Origin of the sequence: Embleya sp. NPDC127516, assembly GCF_044765325.1 — a bacterium.
GTDB lineage: Bacteria > Actinomycetota > Actinomycetes > Streptomycetales > Streptomycetaceae > Embleya.
In genome coordinates this window covers 1-18,575 of record NZ_JBIWJT010000017.1, presented here as the reverse complement: position 1 = coordinate 18,575, position 18,575 = coordinate 1, and the positions used below count along the sequence as shown (strand labels likewise).

Sequence of the window (18,575 nt, the reverse complement as noted above, 5' to 3'; positions counted from 1 at the left end):
GCTCCGGCAGCTCCGGCAGTTCCGGGGCTTGCAAAGCGTCCGAGCGGCCGGGCTCGGGAGCGGCAGCGCAGCCGCTTCGGGAAGGATGCACGTCTCGAGCGGAGCGCGGCCGCCGTCCCTCACTGTCCTCATGGCGGACACCAGCACACCGACGGGCCGGCTCGTCGTAGCCTGTCTCCATGATCGACGTCGCCGCTTTGACCCCGTCCGAAGCCGTCGAGCTGCTGCTGGCCGGCAACCGGCGCTTCGTGGACGGCACTCCGCAGCATCCGAACCAGGACGCCGCGCGCCGTGCGCAGACCGCACCCGGCCAGCGACCGTTCGCGGTGCTCTTCGGCTGTTCCGACTCGCGCCTGGCCGCCGAGATCATCTTCGACCGAGGCCTGGGTGACCTGTTCGTCGTACGCACCGCGGGCCACGTGGCGGGCCCGGAGGTCCTGGGCAGCATCGAATACGGTGTGAGCGTCCTGGACTGCCCGCTGGTCGTGGTCCTCGGACACGACTCGTGCGGCGCCGTCGCGGCCGCCCGTGCCGCCGTGACCGACGGTGTCGCCGCCACCGGGTACGTACGCGACGTCATCGAACGCGTCACCCCCAGCATCCTGGCCGCCCGCGCGGCCGGGCTCACCCGTGACGACGACATCATCGCCGAGCACATACGGCACAGCGTCGACCTCCTCATGGATCGCTCCCGGGTGCTCGCCGAGCGCGTCGCCGCCGGGCAGACGGCCGTGGTGGGCCTGTCCTACCGACTGGCCGACGGCAGCGCCCGACTCGTCACGGCCCACGGCCTGTCCGCCGAAACGACGGTCCCGAGCCCGGAGGCCTGAACGGCACCCCACACGTACGGCGATACCGATACCCGCGGGTCGGCGAGAACGCAGCCGGCATGCCGTCCCGTGCGGTCCAAGACAGGGGGCGTGTGGACTGGGACATACGGTCAACCGCCCGCGGAGCGTGGGCGGCCCGGCGCGCGCTCGACGGAGGGCAGGCGTCAATAGCGGAAGGTGCGGGCCCGCATCATCTGCCGCAGGCGCTCGTTGCGTGTGCGTCGAGGTCGCACACGTGCCCGCAGCGCACGGGCTTCGGCCAGTTCGCGTAGGAATACCGCCCGCCTCCGGCGTCGTTCCGCTTGGTCCTGCCGGCGTTGAGCCGCCGACGTTCGGCGTTCCGGTGGTGTCCGGCGTGCCGGGCTGTCCATCGCTCACACTCCAGGATCTCGCTGGGGCGTCGTGGGCTGTCCGGATTCCACCTCGGATGCGCCGGGCACAGCCCACACCAACATCGCTGTCCTGCCCGAAAATCCGACGATCAGTCGCCCCGGCGAACCGGGTCGACTCCGCTTCGCTCAGGATCCGGAACCCCGGATCCGTCTGCTCGCGCTCGACAACCACGCGTCGGATAGAGGTTCCTATAGGTTCGATCATCTCCCGTCGGAGGACGGGCTCGGACCCACGCGTGAGGGAGTTCGCATGGCCTCGATCCACCACACCACCATGACGCCCGGCAAGCTGGATCTGCTCACCGCCTGGCTGCCGAGGCAGAGCTGGTACGTGGGCGACGGACGAACGCCGGAACTGGTCAATGCCGGTGGGTTCCGTCTGGACGATCCGCAGGGCGCGGTCGGGATCGAGTTCATGATCGTGGTGGACACGACCGCGCAGGATCCGGTGGCGTACGCGGTGCCGATGGGCTACCGCGGCGCGGCCCTGGAAGGCGTCCCCGACGAGGCGCTGATCGGGATTGCCGAGCACGGGGTGCTCGGCACGCGGTGGATCTACGACGGCTTCCACGACCCCGTGGTGACGGCGCAGTTGCGCGCGCTCCTGCGCGGCGAGGCGACGGCGCAGCACCAGAGCGACAGTGACACCCCCGATCCGACCGTCACCGTGCACGGAACCGGCCCGGACGACGGGTTCGACGTTCGGGTCGACCGCGTCCCGCGCCCCGTCGAGGCCACGCGGAGCTCGTCCGGACACCTGGTCGCCGGATGGACCCGGCCGAACGGAACGGCCGCACGAGGCGTCGTCGCGACCGTTGTGCCGAGCGACGCGCTTCGCCCCGGGTCCGACCGATGACGCGGTTCGAGCGCGCCCCGACCCGGTCGGCGAACAGCGCCTACGGGGACGGGGATGTGCGCGCTCCCCGAGCCTTTATCGCGGGTGGGCGATCCGATGGGAGAGCCATGCGAGTGCGGGCGGCATCCGGTACTCCACGGCGTGGTGTCCCGCGTCGAACAACTCGAAGCGTATGACGTCCCCATCCACTCCGGCCTCGGCGAGGGCATCGCGGAACGCCTGTGCCCCCAAGTCGAGGAACCATTCGTCGCGGGTGCCCGCGTCGATCCAGATCGCCCGCTGGGATCGCAGTGCCTCGCCGTGCAGTGGCGCCATCCTCACCGGGTCCCAGTCCAGCCAGCGCTGCCAGATCTCCGGCCGGAGTGCGCCTGTGCGCGGGTCGAAGGGCAACTGTGGCGTGCCGTCCGGAGCGGGCGAGAAGCAGGCCGAGACGCCGAGCAGTTCGAGCAGCCTCAGGTCCTCGTCCTTGGTGAAGGCCACTCGCGCGCGGAAGTCGTCCCACCAGCGGAGGATGTCGCCGTCGTACGTTCTCAACTGGCGTGCCGCCATGAGGAAATGAGGGATGTACTGGGCCTCCGACAACGAATCGCCCGAGTGTGTCGCGAACGCGCCGAAGAGGTCGGGCCGGAGCATCGATGTGATCATCGCGCCGAGCCCGCCGCTCGACTTCCCTGCCAGCGCCCGGTGATCGCGGTCGGCGAGCGACCGGTAGTGGGCATCGACCCACGGCACGATCTCCTCGCACAGATACGAGTGGTAGCGGCCGGTCCCCGGCGAGTCGATGTACTGGCTGCCGCCGTAGGTGGTCCAGGCGTCGACGAACACCAGAATCATCGGCGGTGCCTCGCCGCGGGCGAAGATCCCGTCGATGAGTTCGGGCACCGGCCGGCGGTAGGGGGTGTGGTTGCGCCATACCGGGAGGGTGCCGGCGTAGCCGAGCAGCAGATAGGTGACGGGGTAGCGGCGCCCGGCATCGGCGTCGTAGCCGGGTGGGGTGTAGACCCACAACGGCCTCTGTGTGGCGTCTCCCAGGGGATTGCCGCGCAACAGGACGCTGTCGATGACGTGCTCGTCGATGCGGCCTGTGAGCGGGGTGGGCCATGGGGTCATCGGAACCTCCTCGGGGCGGGGGCTTCGACGTTACTACGATTTCAAATTATATGAATCGGTAGTACTTGCCTTATGCTGGCGCCATGGACACGACGCACGGCCAGGTCCCCTCCGCCGACTCGGTCGACCGGCACATCGCTCACTGGAAGCACGAGGTGCCCGATCTGGACCCGATGGTCGAGGGCGTCGTCACCCGGATGCAGATGCTGGTGCGCCATCTCCAGCGTCGAAAGGAAGCCGGGCTCACCCAACGCGAGTTGAAGATGTGGGAATACGAGATCCTCTGGCGGCTGCGCTCCGCCGGCGAGCCGTACCGGATGACGCCGACACGGCTCGCCGAAGGTCTGGACATCCATCCGGCGACACTCACGAGCCGGCTGGACCGCCTGGCAAAGTCCGGCTACGTGACCCGGGAGCACACCCCGGAAGACCGCCGGAGCCTGCTCGTGACGCTGACCGACAAGGGACACGAGGCGTGGTCGTCCACGATCGGCGATCAGATGGCGACCGAGAACGCGCTACTGGCTCCGCTGAGCGAAGCGGAACGGGAGCAACTCGTGGCACTGCTGCGAAAGATCACCTTGATGGCGGAGTCGGGCGGCCCACCGCTGATGCCGACTCTCGACTGAACACACCCGCGGACTCGACAAGCTGCTTTCCGGCGGCTTCCGCGTCCCGTCGGTCACTGCTCGTCACCCGGCCATGGGGTCGCAGGACGGCCGTGGCACGTCCTCGTTCCCGATGCTTCCGCCTTCCGGCTTCCGGCTTCCGGCTTCCGGCTTCCGTTGACATCTCCCGATGCGTCGACAACTATCAAGGGAATCCTTCATAAAATTCGGCGGGAGCCACGATGGCACCGGAAGCACGCAGGCGGATCGGGGACGCGGACACCCTTCGGGCACTGGCCGGCCCGGTCCGGCAACGCCTGCTGACCCACCTGATGACCTTCGGCCCGCAGACCGCGACCCAGTGCGCGAGCGTGGTCGAGGCGACCCCCTCCAACTGCAGCTACCACCTCCGGGAACTCGCCAGATACGGTCTGGTCGAGCGGGTCGAGGCAAGCGCGGGAGACGCCCGCGAACGGCTGTGGCGGGCGACCGTGACCGGATTGATCTACGATCCACCGGCCGACGCCGACGCCGATCCGGTGGTCGCGCTGGCCCGACGGGAGGTCGCCCACGTACGGATCGACAACGACGCGGCACTCGCCCACGCGGCCGTCGACCGGCACGAGGAACTCCCGCCGCACTGGCGGGACGCGGAGACCATGGCCGGCTACGGTCTGCGCGTCACCGCGGCCGAACTGGCCGAACTCACCGCGGCGATCGACGCCCTGCTCCGCCCCTACATCGCGCCCACCCGAGAGGACGCGCCCGAGGACGCCCGGGTCGTTCATCTGGGCCTGACCGCGCTGCGCACCCCGGAACCACCGACGTGAGCGCCCGATCGCCGCTGCGCGAAAGGGACTTCGCGCTGCTGTGGAGCGGCGGTCTGATCGGCGATCTCGGCGACTGGATGTTGTTGGCGAGCCTGCCGGTGCACGTGTACACGCAAACCGGTTCGGCGACCGCGACCTCCACGGTCTTCCTCGCCGAATTGCTCCCCGCCCTGCTTGTCGCCCCGTTCGCCGGCGTCCTGGTCGACCGTTGGGACCGACGGCGGCTCCTGGTCCGGCTGGGACTGCTCCAGGCGCTCCTGCTCCTGCCCCTGCTCGCGGCCGGCGGCGCCGACCGGCTGTGGATCGTGTACGCGGTCGCCGCAGCGCAATCGTGCCTGGCCGGACTGGGCACGCCGGCCAAGGCCGCCCTGGTCCCGATGCTCGTCGGCCGGGACCGCATCGCCGCCGCCAACTCGCTGAACGCCGTCAGCGACAACCTCGCCCGGCTGGTCGGCGCGCCCCTGGGCGGTGTGGCGATCCAACTCCTGGGCCTGCCCGGAGTGGTCGCCGTCAACGCGGTGACGTTCGTGCTCGCCGCCGCGCTCACGGCCGGCATCCGCGGCCGCGGCCGTCCCGAGCTTCCCCCCGTCGCACGCCCGGGAATGCTCGGCGAATGGCTCGACGGGCTCCGGGTGGTCCGACGAAACCGCCCGCTGCCCGCCGCGATCGCGATCGCCGCGCTCGGACAACTCGCCCAGGGCATCTTCATGGTGCTGTTCGTCGTCTTCGTCCTGGACCACCTGCACGGCGACGGCACCGACGTGGGTCTGCTGCGCGGTGTCCAGGCGATCGGCGGCGTACTGGGCGGCCTCGTACTCGGCGCACTCGGCGGTCGGATGCGCCCGCACATCCTCGTCGGCTCCGGCCTCATCGCGTTCGGCCTCATCTCCCTGACCATCTGGACCGCGCCCACCGTGAGCACCGCGATCGGCCTGTACGCCGGGCTGTTCGTCGCCGCGGGAGTCCCCGGCGTGGCGGCCTCGGCCGGCCTGCTCACGATCACTCAGACCCATACGCCGCCGACCCACATCGGCCGCGTTCTCGCCGCCGGGAACGCCTCGGCCGGCGCCGCGCAGTTGGTCGGCGTCCTGATCGCGGGCACCCTCGCCGACCGCTACGGCACCCTGGCGCTGCTCGACGCCCAAGCCGGCCTGTACCTCCTCACCGGACTCCTCGCCCTCACCACCCTGCGCCCACGCAACCCGTCCGTCCCGTCTGCCGCCCACACCACCCGGCGCCGCGATCGCGGCCCGCACCATGGCCGACCCCCCGACCTGCGATCCCCGATCGAGCACCGCAACCTCAACGTGCTCGGCCGGTCCGGCTTCGGCACCTCCACCCCGGCCGCCGGCAGCCTGCGACCACCGCGCGACCCGAACGCCGCCGGGCCCGATGACGATGACGACAGCACGAGGAAATGAGCACCGCCGCCGGCTCCCGCCAGGCTCAGAGGTCCGAACGACGCCGTGTCCACGCCGCCCCGGCTAGGGAGTCCGGTCACCGGGGCTGTCGGGGGAACGCGGGGTCGCCGTGCCCTGTTCCGCGAGGTGGGTGTCCATGGTGGAGTTGAGGTCGGTCATGAACGACTCGATCTGTTCCAGGAGTTGCGGCGGGTAGTGCGACATCGCGGTGTCGAGGCGGCGGGCGAGCGGGCCGAAGAACTCGTCCGCCCGTTCCTGGATGTGCCCGCCGCTGCGCAGGGTGATGATGCGCCGGTCGGAGTGTTCGCGGAAGCGGGTGATGTGCCCGGCCGCTTCGAGACGGTTCAGGAGTGCGGTGGTCGCCCCCGTGGACAGGGAGATCCGCTCGCTCAGCCGTGCCGGTGACAAGGGGGTGCCGCGCTCTTCGGCAGCGGCGATCTCCAGTACCGCGGTCGCGTCCGTGGAGTGCAGGCCCAGCCAGGCGGCGAAGCGCCGGCTGAGCTCGGCGTAGTGGCCGCCGTAGATCCTCAGCGATTCCATCAGCCGCTCACGCTGCGCCGCGACACCGTCGCGGGTCGCTTCCTCCATGGAACCCCTCCACCTTTCTCTCCTGCCGTGCGGTCCACGCCGGCGGCCCGCTTTGACAACCTACCGTCGCCACTTTACCTTCATGATGGAATTACTTCACCATGGAGGTATTACGCGTGCGCAATCCGCCTCTTGCCCCCGAGGAGACCACCGCGCCCTACCGTTGGCGGTGGCTGATCCTGGTGGTGATGATCGCCGCGGAGATCATGGATCTCCTGGACGCCTCGATCGTCAACGTCGCCGGACCCGCGCTGGAGGAGTCTCTCGGCGCCGGTTCCGTCGGACTGCAGTGGGTGATCGGCGGCTACGCTCTGACCCTGGGCGCCGGTCTCGTTCTGGGTGGCCGGCTCGGCGACCGTTACGGGCGGCGCCGGATGTTCCTGATCGGCCTGGCGGCCTTCACCGCATGCTCGCTGCTGTGCGCGATCGCGCCGACCATCGAGTCGTTGATCGTCTTCCGTCTGCTGCAGGGCACCGCCGGGGCGATGCTGCTTCCGCAGGGCCTGGGCCTGCTGCGGGAGAACTTCTCCGGCCCGGAACTCACCAAGGTCTTCGCGATCTTCGGTCCCGTCCTCGGTCTGGGCGGCATCATCGGCCCGATCCTGGGCGGCTTCCTCATCGAGGGCGACTTCTTCGGCCTGGGCTGGCGCTCGGTGTTCCTGATCAACCTGCCCGTCGGCCTCGCGGCGTTGATCATCGCCGCGAAGTTCGTGCCCAGGAAAGCGGGCGACCGCGCGGTGCGGATCGACACGGTCGGCGCGGTCCTGGTGGCAGCCTCCTGCGCCCTCCTGGTGCTGCCGCTGAACCAGGGACAGGAGGACGACTGGCCACTGTGGACATGGCTGTGCATGTCCGCCTCGGTGATCGGGTTCGCCCTGTTCGCCGTGCAGCAGCGCCGTACGGCCGCCGCAGGTCGTGAGCCGTTGATGAGGGCGGGCCTGCTGCGCAAGTCCGCCTTCACCGTCGGGCTCGGCGGCATCGCCTTGTTCTTCGGCGGGCTGATCGGCACGCAACTCGTGCTGACCCTCTACCTCCAGATCGGCCGGCACTTCACCGCCGGTGACGCGGGACTCGGCAACCTGCCGCTCGCGGTGGGCACCGCGATCGGGGGAGCCGTCAGCGGCGCCTTCCTCGCGGACCGGATCGGGCGCAGGGTGCTGCAGATCGGTCCACTGGTCCAGTTGCTCGGAACCACCGTGTTGTGGTTCGAACTCGACGGCCTCGACACCGCCTCGTTCTCGATCTGGGACATCGCTCCCGGTGTGGCGGTGGCGGGCATCGGCGCCGGCATGGTGATCGCCGCCCTGTTCAGCTTCATCCTGGCCGCGGTCGACGACGACGAGATCGGTTCCGCCTCCGGCGTCCTGTCGGCGGTCCAAGCGGTCGGCGGTTCCATCGGCGTCGCGATCTTCGGATCGGTGTTCTTCGCCCAGGCCGAGACCGGTGACTTCACCGGCGGCTTCCATCGCGCGCTGATCGTCCAGGCGTGCCTGCTGGCGGCCTTTTTCGCCGTCACCTTCCTCCTCCCCAGGAAGGGCCGCCCCGAGGAGGAGCAGCACGGCGTCACCCCCGAGGCCACCACCTGCGACTCCGACACCAAGCAGCACCTCACCACGTAAGAGCCCCCACCCTCGGGTCGCCTCGCGGACCGACGGCCCGCTGGACAACCACCGAGCGAGCTACTTAGACTTGCTGTCCAACAGTAGACAATAAATATAATCAAGCTGGGAGGACCTCATGGAACCCATCGACGGTCCGGAGACGGGCGAGCGCACGGACATGGTCGCCGCGGCCCCCACCGAGGCGGACGAGCATCTCATCCGTGAGGTCGAAAGGATCGCTGTCGCGCTGGGCCGGATGTTTCCGGGACTGTGCGAAGTGGTTCTGCACGATCTGCGGAATCCGCGGCATGCGATCCGGGCGATCGAGAACAACCTTTCCGGCCGCAAGGTCGGGGATTCGGTCACAGAGCTGGGCCTGGCCCGGATCGAGGACCCGAGCTACCCCAGTGTCATCCAGAACTACCCCAATCAATTCCCCGACGGCCGCCCGGTCAAGAGCACGTCCATCGGGATCAGGAACGCCACCGGCGAGTACGTCGCCGCCCTCTGCCTGAACCTGGACGTGTCGGTGCTGTCGCCGGTGACCCTCGCGCTGTCGAACCTCGTGGCCACCGACACCGAGCACCGCGACCAGTCCCTGGAATCCCTCCGGGACCGCAACGCCCGCGAGCTGCGCCGGGCGGTGGAGGAACTGGCCGCGGAGCGCGCGGCGGCCCCTCGGTCGCTGAGCAGGGAGAGCAAGAGGGCCCTCGTGCGGCAACTGCACCAGGAGGGCCACTTCGACTCGCGCGATGCCGCGCAGACCATCGCGGACCTGCTCGGCGTGTCCCGGGCGACCGTCTACAACTACACCAAGTGAAGGGCGCCTCGTGACCGCCGCCGGCTCGACCACTCGCCCCGTTCCCGCATCCGCCTCCGGCCGGCCACCGACCGCGCGCCGCCTGGGCGAAAGCCGGCACTCCCCCGCGCGGACGGTCCTCACCCCGCTCGGCGAGGTCCTCACCGGTCACCCCACGGGACGCATCGACGACAACGACATCACGGCCTTCGACAGCTCCGGAATCGGAGTGCAGGACCTGTATCCGGGCCTGGCCCTCCTGAAGAAGACGGACATCTCCCTGTGAGCACCCCCGCAAGCGCCACCGGCCCCGAGGCCACCCGGACACTGGCCGACCCCGACACCCCGTTCGCCGTCGTCGACGTCCACAAGGCCCGGCGCAACATCGAAGGACTGGCGGCCCGGGCCGACCGGCTCGGGGTCGCCCTACGCCCGCACGTGAAGACGGCCAAGAGCCTCGACGTCGCCGGCCTCACGCACGACACGCCCTGTCCGGTCACCGTCTCCACCCTGGCCGAGGCCGAGGCGTTCGCCGACGGCGGTTACATCGACATCACCTACGCCGTCGGGATCGACCCCCACAAACTCACGCGCGTCCTCGCGCTGCTGCGCCGCGGTGTCACTCTGCGGATCCTGCTGGACAGTGTCGAGCAGGCGGCATTCGTCGCCGAAGCCTCTCGCCGGGCCGGCGTTCCCATCCCCACTCAGATCGAGATCGACTGCGACGGCCACCGAGGCGGCGTCGAGCCCGACGCCCCCGCGCTCACCGAGATCGGCCGCGTCCTGCACGACGCGGGATGTCTGGACGGCGTACTGGCCCACGCGGGTGAGTCCTACTTCACCTACACCGCCGAGGAACGGCGCCTGGCGGCGAAGAACGAACGCGACACCGCCGTCGCCGCGGCCGAGCGGCTGCGCGCGGCCGGAATGCCCGTGGCCACCGTCAGTGTCGGCTCCACCCCCACGGCCCACGCGGCCGAGAACCTCGACGGAGTCACCGAACTGCGCGCGGGGAACTACGTCTTCTTCGACCTGGTGATGGCCGGCATCGGCATCTGCCGGATCGAGGATCTCGCCCTGTCGGTCGTCGTCACCGTCATCGGCCACCGCCGCGAATACGGGTGGATCGTCACCGACGGCGGCTGGATGGCCATGTCCCGCGACCGAGGCACCGCCGCCCAGTCGCAGGACCAGGGCTACGGCCTGGTCACCGACCTGGACGGCAACCTCATATCGGGCCTGCTCATGACGGCCGCAAGCCAGGAACACGGCACCCTCACCGCCCGCGACGGCGCCCACCTGCCCGACCTGCCCGTCGGCACCCGACTGCGCATCCTGCCCAACCACGCCTGCGCCACCGCCGCCCAACACCGCGGCTATCACGTCGTCGACGGCGCACCGACCACGAACACGGCACCGACGATTCAGACCTTCTGGGAACGCGTCTCCGGCTGGTGACCAACCGGGCGACGAAGGAGCCGCCGTTCCTCATCCGCCTCCACCCGACGCGGCAGTATCCGCAGGGATGTCGACCCCTCGCCATACACACCCGCACGACGGAACCGAACTCCCGCCCGGAGCGCGCGCCCGCGTCGCCGGCTTCGTCCGAGCGTCGTCGCGTGCCGCGCCGAGTGCTCGATGACGACGCCCCGCCGGCGGTTGATCCGTCACGAGGGCGCGAGGCGGGCCGGGCACGCCGGGCCGTCTCCGAGAGCTCAAGTCGGCGACCTGAGCCATAAGTTCCGGTTCCCCACTCCCCTCGTTGCATATTCATGCGGAGTGCAGCATACTCTTTCCATGTCCAAGGTTCTTACCTCACTGCCCATCGGCGAACGTGTCGGCATCGCCTTCTCCGGTGGGCTCGACACCTCCGTCGCGGTCGCGTGGATGCGCGACAAGGGGGCCGTCCCGTGCACCTACACCGCTGACATCGGCCAGTACGACGAGCCGGACATCGCCTCGGTGCCCAGCCGCGCGTCGGCGTACGGCGCCGAGATCGCGCGCCTGGTCGACTGCCGTGCGGCGCTGGTCGAGGAGGGCTTGGCCGCACTCGCCTGCGGCGCGTTCCACATCCGCTCGGGCGGGCGGGCCTACTTCAACACGACGCCGCTCGGCCGCGCCGTCACCGGGACCCTGCTGGTCCGGGCGATGCTCGCCGACGACGTGCAGATCTGGGGCGACGGCTCGACGTTCAAGGGCAACGACATCGAGCGGTTCTACCGTTACGGTCTGCTCACCAACCCGAACCTGCGCATCTACAAGCCATGGCTCGACGCGGACTTCGTCTCCGAACTCGGCGGACGCAAGGAGATGTCGGAGTGGCTGCTCGCCCACGACCTCCCCTACCGCGACAGCACCGAGAAGGCCTACTCCACCGACGCCAACATCTGGGGCGCCACCCACGAGGCCAAGACCCTGGAACGCCTCGACACCGGCGTCGAGACCGTCGACCCGATCATGGGCGTGCGGTTCTGGGACCCCGAGGTCGAGATCACGACCGAGGACGTGACGATCACCTTCGCCCAAGGCCGCCCGGTGGCGATCAACGGCAAGGAGTTCGCCACCCCGGTCGACCTGGTGATGGAGGCGAACACCATCGGCGGACGCCACGGCATGGGCATGTCCGACCAGATCGAGAACCGGATCATCGAGGCCAAGAGCCGCGGCATCTACGAGGCCCCGGGCATGGCGCTGCTGCACGCCGCGTACGAGCGCCTGGTCAACGCGATCCACAACGAGGACACCCTCGCGCAGTACCACAACGAAGGCCGGCGCCTCGGTCGCCTCATGTACGAAGGCCGCTGGCTCGACCCCCAGGCGCTGATGATCCGGGAGTCCCTGCAGCGCTGGGTGGGTACGGCGGTCACCGGTGAAGTGACGCTGCGGCTGCGGCGCGGCGAGGACTACTCGGTCATGGACACCTCCGGCCCGACGTTCAGCTACCACCCGGACAAGCTGTCCATGGAACGCACCGAAGACTCGGCGTTCGGCCCGGTGGACCGGATCGGCCAACTCACCATGCGCAACCTCGACATCGCCGACTCCCGCGCCAAACTGGAGCAGTACGCCCTGCTCGGCATCGTCGGTCACACCCATGCGGCCCTCATCAGTGCCGCCCAGGACACCTCCACCGAGCTGATCGGTGCGATGCCGCAGGGCGGCGCCGAGGTCATCGCCTCCCGCGGCAGGGTCGAGAGCGACGGCGATCTCATGCTCGACCGTGCCGCCATGGAGTCGGGCACCGACTGACCGGCACGACAGTCGGCACACCACCCGGGCGCCGGTGCGCGCACTCGCGGCCTCACGGCACCGGCCGACGCGCCCGCCGGCATCGGCGCCCGGGCCGATGCGCGCACCGCCCTTGGCATCGCTTGGCACGCACACACCCGGCCCGGCCCTGACAGTCCGGGCCGGGCCGAGGTTGTTCGTCGATCAGTCGGTTGTACCGGCGAACCATCCGAGCGAGCCGGCCCCGATCCGGGGCCGGCGTGGCTCCGCAGCGGATGCCCGGGCTCGGGCCGAAGCGCACCATGGAATCAATGAACCATCGCATGGGCGACATCAGCTCCCCGGGACGAATCGCCGGTCCTGACGAGGAGATCAGCCCGGAGGAACTGGCGCTCGCGGCGCGCAACCACGGCCTGCCCCTGGAGGCTCTGCGCCACGATGTGACCCCACCCGGACTGCACTACCTGCTCACCCACTACGACATCCCCGCGGCCCGCGTCGACGACTGGCGGCTCGTGGTGGGTGGTCGGGTGCGCACACCACTGACCCTGGACATGCGGACGCTGCGATCCTTCCCGGCCGTGACCCATCGCGTGACGATGGAGTGTGCCGGCAACGGCCGGGCACGGCTGACGCCCCGACCGGTCAGTCAGCCGTGGCTGGTCGAGGCGGTCGGCACCGCCGAGTGGACCGGGGTCCCGCTGCGCCTGCTGCTTGCCGAAGCCGGGGTGGAGGCGGACGCCGTCGAGGCGGTCTTCCGCGGGGTCGACCACGGCGTGGAGCGCGGCGTCGAGCAGGATTACCGGCGCAGTCTGCCCACGGCGGTGTGCACCGGAAGCGATCCGGAGCCGGAAGTGCTGGTGGCCTACGACATGAACGGAATGCCGCTGCCCCCGCAACACGGCTGCCCGCTACGCCTGGTGGTGCCGGGCTGGTACGGGATGGCGCAGGTGAAATGGCTACGCGAGATCACACTGGTCGACGCGCCTTTCGCGGGCTTCCAACAGGCGGTGGCCTATCGGTATCGACAAAGGCAGGACGAACCGGGTGAGCCGGTGACGCGGATCGCCCCGCGGGCGTTGATGATTCCGCCCGGTTTTCCGGACTTCATGTCGAGGGCGCGGGTGGTACGGCCAGGCCCGGTGCTGTTGGAGGGGCGGGCATGGTCCGGGTTCGGAGCGGTTGCCCGGGTCGAGGTCAGCGCGGATGACGGGCGCACCTGGACAATGGCGGACCTCGCCCCGGCAGACCATCATCGGTGGGCCTGGCGGGGGTGGAGCGCGAGGTGGCAGGCCACGGTCGGCTGCCACGTACTGAGTGTGCGGGCGACGGATGCGCTGGGTAACGACCAGCCGCTCACCCAGTCCTGGAATCGCGGCGGATTCGGGAACAACGCGGTGCAGCGGATTCCCGTCTCGTGCGTTTCACCCTGACCCGAGGAGCACACGCGGCCCCCGGGTGGGCTCGGCGGCGGTGGATCACCAGGTGACGGTCATGGTCCGCGGTCCACTCCGCCGGGCCGAACCATGACGTCGACGAACCGCGACGTCGGAGCCGGGCTCGCCGATCCGGTCGCGGCGAGCCCGGCTGCCGAGCCCAAGGTGTCGCGTCCACACGACCGCAATCGTGTGGACCGTGTTGTCGACCTGACGAACCATTCGATCGGGTGACGCGTAGCCGCCGGGTCGCCGGGCAGGCGTGCGACACGACGGCGTCGACCGCGGGGAAGGATCGCCGATGGGTACGAGCGGGCAGGTCACCTCATTCCGGGAGGGTTCGCGCTCTCCCGTTCGAATGCCGCGCTCATCGGCCGTCCGGACGAGAGCAGCGGCAGGACTCCCGGTCTCGGCGGGCCCGTATGCCGAAAGTCGACCCGGAGTATCGTCCGCTGTCCACCACGTGCCTGTGAGGAAGGTCATGCCTCGACTCCGACGTTCCCTCGTCCGATGGCGCGTGCCACGACAGACCGGGGCTTGCGGTCGAGCCCGGAAAGCGATGCGGACCACTCTCACCGACTGGGGCTGGGACAAGGACCGCGTCGCGGCGGTCGTCCTGGTCGCCTCGGAATTGCTGACGAACGCGCAACTGCACACCGATGGGGACGTGCGACTGGCCCTGCGCCGGACCCGGCGCGGCGTACGGTTGTCCGTCTCCGACACCGATCCCCGAACGCCGACGCGCCGCGACACCGGTGCCGAACACGAAGGCGGCTTCGGACTGCACATCCTCGACACCATCACCACCGACTGGGGCGTTCGGACACACCGGGCCGGCAAGACCGTCTGGGCCGACCTCGACGCCCACCGCCCTGAGGCGAAACGGCGCCCGGGACCGGTGCGTGCCGCACGAACGAGCGCCGCCTGGGTCCGAGCGGCCCTTCGCCCGCTACGCCAAGCGGGCCCGGCGGCCGCCCTCCGAGGAGCGCGACTGTCTCGATCGGCGGTGCGGGTGTGGCGGCGGGCCGGCTCGATCGGCGGGTCGGCGCGCGGCTGGGCACCATCGGTGACGCAACGGATGCGACGGTTGTGGCGCGGGAGTCCGCGCCTGGTGCCCACGGATGGGATGTCCTCGCCGTGGTCCGACCCGCGGCATGAGCCGGACGGGCCGGGAGCGGGATGTTCCCCGGCTCGCCGCGATCAGGAGCCGGCGCCGTGCCATTGCAGGAGCAGGATGGTGGCATCGTCCCGGAGACGGTCGTGGTGGTATTCGCGGATCGCTCGGATGAGCCGGCGCAGGGTTTCGGGGGCGGGGAGGCCGTCAGCTATGTGGCGGATGACGAAGTCGACGAAGCGGTCCAGTCCGAAGATCTCGCCCTGGGGATTGCGGGCGTCGGTGACGCCGTCGGTGTAGAGCAGGAGCCAGTCGCCGGGTTCGAGCTGCTCGTCGTACAACGTGACGGGCAGGCCCATGTCCGTGCCCATCGGGTGAGCGGGCGGGCGTTCCAGGGTGGCGACCCATTGGCCGTTGCGGATCACGATCGGTGGGTGGTGGCCGCGGTTGACCCAGGTCAAGGCGCCGGTGAGCAGGTCGAGTTCGGCGATGATCGCGGTGGCGTAGCGGCTGCGGCCGAACTGTTCCACGAGCGCGGTCTCGATCGCCTCGCTGGTTTCGACCAGGCCCACGCCGTGGCGGCGGCTGCTGCGGCAGCCGGCCAGGGCGAGGGCGACGGTGAGGCCGGCGGAGGTGTCGTGGCCCATGGCGTCGAAGACGGCCAGGTGGGCGGTGTCGCCGTCGACGGCGTACTCGTACGCGTCGCCGCCCATCTCGTACGCCGGTTCCATGGCCGCGCTGACGGTGGCCTGTGCGCCGGCGAAGGAACCGGGCGGCATCAGGGTCCACTGCATCTCGGCGGCCAGGCCCATCGGGCGGGTGCGCACCAGGCGTTCGTAGGTGTCGCTGTAGGCGCGTTTGCTCACCAGGAGCAAGCCCACCAGGAGCGCGAGGTCGAGCGCCCTGTCGAGGACGGTGTCGTCGGTCTCGTCGGTTTCCAGGCCCAGGACACCCAGGCGTTCGGCGCCGTCCACGAGGGGCAGCCACAAACGCCTGGTGGGCGCTTCGCCGGAGTCGACGTCGTCGGCGCCTGCCGGCGACTCGACGAGTTCGACGCTCTGGAAGGCGCGGCCGGCGAGCGTGGCATCGATGCGCAGCTCCGCCTCGGGGACCACGTCCGCTGCCCGCGTGTGCTCCCCTCTGCCGGGGACCAGGCGGAGCAGTTGTTGTTGCACGTCCACTAGGTAGACCAGCGGGCGGGCCAGACCCAGCGGTCGGGCATGCGCGGCGATCAGGTCCGGAAGATCCTCCAGGACGGCGTGGCGACTTGCCCGGAGCAGACCGACCGTCGTGGCCGCACCGTTCGAGAGAGGCTTCACACGGCATCCTGTCCTGATTCGAGACCCGCGTCTCCAACGGTCGATCACGACGACGTCGGTCGACTCGCTCCGCTCCGGCAACATCCGAAGGTAACAGAAACGGCCTCCGGGACTGTCACGGAGCCCACACCCGGCTCGGTCGGGTGGCCCGGCCGGCGCTTGCCCGTACAGCACCCGACATGTCGAGTCGACCGGTAGGTCCCGAAGGCGATTCCTGTCGCAGGGGTCCTGCCGTATGTCAGCGCGCGGGGCCGCCCGCGTCGTTGCGGGAACCGGGTCGGCCCTGGAGAGCGGCGATCCGCGTGGCGCTGCTGCTGAGGCAACTCGCGACGTCGCGCAGGTGGGACCTGCTGTACGAGTCCGTCGACCAACCGAGGTCGTCCATGCCCTTGACGGCCAGGAGCAACTGCTCCGCCGCCGCGGCCAATCGCTTCGCCAGGGCGGCCATGTCCCCCGCGTCTTGCTCCATCGCCTGCCTCCGATCGTCGACCGGGTCCACGGCCCGGGGGTCCGTCTCGCGGGCTCCGCCGGGTTCGGGATGCGGGTCGACGCTCATGACGAGGACCCCGGTGCCGTGGCACCGGGGTCCGGGTTGGGGTTTGTCTCACCATCCACCGGCTTGCCGAGCCCGGTGTCGTATCCGCACGGCTGCCGCACGCGGCAGGGGGGTGTGCGGGGATCGCTGATGCGTGACCGAAGACCACCTTCCGTTCGGATGGACCGCGGTGCCCGTTCGGCGGAAGTCACCGCCTGCGGGCGACCCGATGGCGCCTGGACCCTTCCCTTTCTCCTCTGACCGACAACTGCACTGCGATCTACTGCGATTGCCTGCCTCTGCCTGCTCCCGTCGTCGGCCGAAACCCCTACTACCGCTCGGTCCCGACCTGCCGACGGGTCCTGCTTCCTTCGGCCGTCGGAGCCCTTCGCACACACCGGCCCCGACGATCCCTCAACCAACTTGTGCCGCTGCACGGGCAGTTCGTCATCTGCCACGTCCGTTTGACGTTTCCTTCGATTCCGACACAGAGAACGTTAGCTACGTTGTATGCGAATGTCTACCATGAACATGACAGATTTTCTGAAGCGTCGAAGACCCACAACCTTGCGTCGGCGCCGATCAAGGCGGCCGCGCGGCCCATCGGGTAGGCGCGGTAGTCGTCGTCGAGCCGGTCGGCCCTGGTCGGGGTGGAGCGGGAGTCGGGGCCATCGGCGCCTGTCTTGGGTTCACATTCGTCCGGGTTCACGTTGGTCAAAGTCGACAGGGAACCGCGTCGAGGGGCCCTGGCGCCGTTACGGCACCAGGGCCCCGAAAGAAATCCACACCATCCACCGACACCGACGTGTCGGTCTACCTGTTCCGCATCCGCCTCACGTGGCGGGGCTGCGGGGATCGCAATTGCGTGACCGCGGACCACCTTTCGTACCGGTGTCTCAACGGATCCCGCTCGGCCGAACAACCTCACCGCACCGAGCGGGCGATCCGGATGGCGTTCACTCCTTCCTTCCTACCTCGTGCAACGTGTAATGCCACCGCGGGTACAACCGAACTGCAGGTACTGCCGGGTTACTGCTCGTCCCGCACGGCGGCCCGGTGGGCCGCCCTCAGTTTCTCCTCGGCCCGACAACCAGCCTCCGGAACCCTTCACCGAACAACACACGGCCCCGGGACTCTGCTGTCGAACCCTCAACAACGCGCGCCAGTTCGTCTCTGTCGCGCCTCACTGATTCGCTTGGCTACGAGAGAAAACATACCCACCGACTTCCACGATGTCTACTCCCGCCGCGATAGATTTTCGAGCTTCATCGGAGGTGGAAACCCTCTCCCGTCGCGAGCGGACGACGCGCCACAGCGCGGGGCCGGCGAACGAGTTGAGCATCGGCGGCATCTCCACGATCACGTCCTCCGTGAGCAGCCGCTCGAGACCCTCGACATCGGCCCGCACAAACGCCTTCATGTCGGATGGTCGTCAACCACGAGGGTGCGTGGGCGGCTCGGTGCGGCGGACCGGCGCAGTGCGAGAACGGGGCGTCGAAGCAACCCCCCGTCGCCCGATTCCAGGTGCTGAAACCGTCGTGAAACCAGGCTGAATGCGTCCTGCCGCAACCTCTGCGGCATGACGACAACGACATCGCCCTCGCCCGCCATCGCGGCCGAGGGCCTGCGCAAGGCATACGGGGGCAGGACGGTCCTCGACGGCATCGACCTGGCCGTGCCGACCGGCACCGTCTTCTCCCTGCTCGGCCCGAACGGCGCCGGCAAGACCACCGCGGTCAAGATCCTCTCCACGCTCATCCGCGCCGACGGCGGACAGGCCCAGGTCGCGGGTCACGACGTCGCCGCCTCACCCGACGGAGTCCGCGCCGCGATCGGCGTCACCGGGCAGTTCTCCGCCGTCGACGGGCTGATCACCGGCGAGGAGAACATGCACCTCATGGCCGACCT

General features: G+C 69.7%; 18 protein-coding genes and 1 pseudogene. 13 read left to right on the top strand and 6 right to left on the bottom strand.

The window, feature by feature from the left end; genetic code table 11:
* Window positions 1-179 precede the first annotated feature (179 nt).
* Both ACIRL2_RS30105 and ACIRL2_RS30100 read left to right on the top strand, forming a co-directional pair.
* Window positions 180-830, top strand: a complete 651-nt coding sequence (locus ACIRL2_RS30105; RefSeq protein WP_402236129.1) for a carbonic anhydrase — start codon at window positions 180-182, stop codon at window positions 828-830.
* A 642-nt stretch (window positions 831-1,472) separates the two neighbouring features.
* A complete protein-coding gene (locus ACIRL2_RS30100; protein WP_395861044.1) occupies window positions 1,473-2,078 on the top strand; it encodes a maltokinase N-terminal cap-like domain-containing protein in 606 nt (201 codons plus the stop codon).
* 75 nt (window positions 2,079-2,153) lie between these two features.
* Here the strand turns inward: ACIRL2_RS30100 and ACIRL2_RS30095 are convergent, their stop codons facing one another.
* Window positions 2,154-3,188 carry an alpha/beta hydrolase gene (locus tag ACIRL2_RS30095; RefSeq protein ID WP_395861043.1) on the bottom strand — a complete coding sequence of 345 codons (1,035 nt, stop codon included), beginning with the start codon at window positions 3,186-3,188 and terminating at the stop codon, window positions 2,154-2,156.
* Window positions 3,189-3,271: 83 nt separating this feature from the next.
* Between ACIRL2_RS30095 and ACIRL2_RS30090 the strand changes: the two genes are divergently transcribed.
* From ACIRL2_RS30090 to ACIRL2_RS30080, 3 genes are all read left to right on the top strand, one after another.
* Complete coding sequence (locus tag ACIRL2_RS30090) at window positions 3,272-3,817, top strand: MarR family winged helix-turn-helix transcriptional regulator (RefSeq protein ID WP_395861041.1); 546 nt, start codon at window positions 3,272-3,274, stop codon at window positions 3,815-3,817.
* 221 nt (window positions 3,818-4,038) lie between these two features.
* Complete coding sequence (locus ACIRL2_RS30085) at window positions 4,039-4,626, top strand: ArsR/SmtB family transcription factor (RefSeq protein WP_402236125.1); 588 nt, start codon at window positions 4,039-4,041, stop codon at window positions 4,624-4,626.
* Window positions 4,623-6,047 carry an MFS transporter gene (locus ACIRL2_RS30080; RefSeq protein WP_402236123.1) on the top strand — a complete coding sequence of 475 codons (1,425 nt, stop codon included), beginning with the start codon at window positions 4,623-4,625 and terminating at the stop codon, window positions 6,045-6,047. The genes ACIRL2_RS30085 and ACIRL2_RS30080 overlap by 4 nt, the downstream gene beginning before the upstream one ends.
* A gap of 63 nt (window positions 6,048-6,110) precedes the next feature.
* Here the strand turns inward: ACIRL2_RS30080 and ACIRL2_RS30075 are convergent, their stop codons facing one another.
* A complete protein-coding gene (locus tag ACIRL2_RS30075; RefSeq protein ID WP_402236120.1) occupies window positions 6,111-6,635 on the bottom strand; it encodes a MarR family winged helix-turn-helix transcriptional regulator in 525 nt (174 codons plus the stop codon).
* A 101-nt stretch (window positions 6,636-6,736) separates the two neighbouring features.
* On the opposite strand from ACIRL2_RS30075, the gene ACIRL2_RS30070 reads away from it, so the two are divergent.
* From ACIRL2_RS30070 to ACIRL2_RS30040, 7 genes and pseudogenes are all read left to right on the top strand, one after another.
* Complete coding sequence (locus ACIRL2_RS30070) at window positions 6,737-8,254, top strand: MFS transporter (RefSeq protein ID WP_402236119.1); 1,518 nt, start codon at window positions 6,737-6,739, stop codon at window positions 8,252-8,254.
* A 160-nt stretch (window positions 8,255-8,414) separates the two neighbouring features.
* Window positions 8,415-9,056 carry a transcriptional regulator gene (locus ACIRL2_RS30065; protein WP_402236432.1) on the top strand — a complete coding sequence of 214 codons (642 nt, stop codon included), beginning with the start codon at window positions 8,415-8,417 and terminating at the stop codon, window positions 9,054-9,056.
* A gap of 10 nt (window positions 9,057-9,066) precedes the next feature.
* The gene (locus ACIRL2_RS30060) at window positions 9,067-9,321 is read left to right on the top strand and encodes a hypothetical protein (protein ID WP_402236116.1); all 255 of its coding nucleotides are present in this window, start codon (window positions 9,067-9,069) and stop codon (window positions 9,319-9,321) included.
* Window positions 9,318-10,493, top strand: a complete 1,176-nt coding sequence (locus ACIRL2_RS30055) for a DSD1 family PLP-dependent enzyme (RefSeq protein WP_402236113.1) — start codon at window positions 9,318-9,320, stop codon at window positions 10,491-10,493. The genes ACIRL2_RS30060 and ACIRL2_RS30055 overlap by 4 nt, the downstream gene beginning before the upstream one ends.
* Window positions 10,494-10,832: 339 nt before the next feature.
* The gene (gene argG, locus ACIRL2_RS30050) at window positions 10,833-12,284 is read left to right on the top strand and encodes an argininosuccinate synthase (protein ID WP_395861027.1); all 1,452 of its coding nucleotides are present in this window, start codon (window positions 10,833-10,835) and stop codon (window positions 12,282-12,284) included.
* A gap of 290 nt (window positions 12,285-12,574) precedes the next feature.
* Entirely contained in the window at window positions 12,575-13,696 is a 1,122-nt protein-coding gene (locus ACIRL2_RS30045) for a sulfite oxidase (protein WP_395861025.1), read from the top strand.
* A 304-nt stretch (window positions 13,697-14,000) separates the two neighbouring features.
* A pseudogene (locus ACIRL2_RS30040) lies at window positions 14,001-14,540 on the top strand (ATP-binding protein); the annotation flags it as partial.
* Between the two features lie 359 nt (window positions 14,541-14,899).
* Here the strand turns inward: ACIRL2_RS30040 and ACIRL2_RS30035 are convergent.
* The 4 genes from ACIRL2_RS30035 to ACIRL2_RS30020 form a co-directional block, all read right to left on the bottom strand.
* Window positions 14,900-16,132 (bottom strand): PP2C family protein-serine/threonine phosphatase, encoded by a 1,233-nt coding sequence (locus ACIRL2_RS30035; protein WP_395861023.1) that lies wholly within the window; start codon window positions 16,130-16,132, stop codon window positions 14,900-14,902.
* A 238-nt stretch (window positions 16,133-16,370) separates the two neighbouring features.
* Window positions 16,371-16,688, bottom strand: coding sequence for a hypothetical protein (locus ACIRL2_RS30030; protein WP_402236110.1), 318 nt, complete (start codon window positions 16,686-16,688; stop codon window positions 16,371-16,373).
* 499 nt (window positions 16,689-17,187) lie between these two features.
* The gene (locus tag ACIRL2_RS30025; RefSeq protein ID WP_402236107.1) at window positions 17,188-17,385 is read right to left on the bottom strand and encodes a hypothetical protein; all 198 of its coding nucleotides are present in this window, start codon (window positions 17,383-17,385) and stop codon (window positions 17,188-17,190) included.
* A gap of 465 nt (window positions 17,386-17,850) precedes the next feature.
* Window positions 17,851-18,087 (bottom strand): hypothetical protein, encoded by a 237-nt coding sequence (locus ACIRL2_RS30020; RefSeq protein WP_395861019.1) that lies wholly within the window; start codon window positions 18,085-18,087, stop codon window positions 17,851-17,853.
* Window positions 18,088-18,246: 159 nt separating this feature from the next.
* Here ACIRL2_RS30020 and ACIRL2_RS30015 point away from each other — a divergent pair.
* The coding region (locus ACIRL2_RS30015; protein ID WP_402236104.1) for an ATP-binding cassette domain-containing protein at window positions 18,247-18,575 on the top strand (329 nt) is incomplete at its 3' end.

Bases quoted from the DNA above. Each gene is read 5' to 3' on its own strand.
- ACIRL2_RS30105 (WP_402236129.1), top strand. From the start codon at position 180: ATGATCGACGTCGCCGCTTTGACCCCGTCCGAAGCCGTCGAGCTGCTG.
- ACIRL2_RS30100 (WP_395861044.1), top strand. From the start codon at position 1,473: ATGGCCTCGATCCACCACACCACCATGACGCCCGGCAAGCTGGATCTG.
- ACIRL2_RS30095 (WP_395861043.1), bottom strand. From the start codon at position 3,188: ATGACCCCATGGCCCACCCCGCTCACAGGCCGCATCGACGAGCACGTC.
- ACIRL2_RS30090 (WP_395861041.1), top strand. From the start codon at position 3,272: ATGGACACGACGCACGGCCAGGTCCCCTCCGCCGACTCGGTCGACCGG.
- ACIRL2_RS30085 (WP_402236125.1), top strand. From the start codon at position 4,039: ATGGCACCGGAAGCACGCAGGCGGATCGGGGACGCGGACACCCTTCGG.
- ACIRL2_RS30075 (WP_402236120.1), bottom strand. From the start codon at position 6,635: ATGGAGGAAGCGACCCGCGACGGTGTCGCGGCGCAGCGTGAGCGGCTG.
- ACIRL2_RS30070 (WP_402236119.1), top strand. From the start codon at position 6,737: ATGGAGGTATTACGCGTGCGCAATCCGCCTCTTGCCCCCGAGGAGACC.
- ACIRL2_RS30065 (WP_402236432.1), top strand. From the start codon at position 8,415: ATGGTCGCCGCGGCCCCCACCGAGGCGGACGAGCATCTCATCCGTGAG.
- argG (WP_395861027.1), top strand. From the start codon at position 10,833: ATGTCCAAGGTTCTTACCTCACTGCCCATCGGCGAACGTGTCGGCATC.
- ACIRL2_RS30045 (WP_395861025.1), top strand. From the start codon at position 12,575: ATGAACCATCGCATGGGCGACATCAGCTCCCCGGGACGAATCGCCGGT.
- ACIRL2_RS30030 (WP_402236110.1), bottom strand. From the start codon at position 16,688: ATGAGCGTCGACCCGCATCCCGAACCCGGCGGAGCCCGCGAGACGGAC.
- ACIRL2_RS30020 (WP_395861019.1), bottom strand. From the start codon at position 18,087: ATGAAGGCGTTTGTGCGGGCCGATGTCGAGGGTCTCGAGCGGCTGCTC.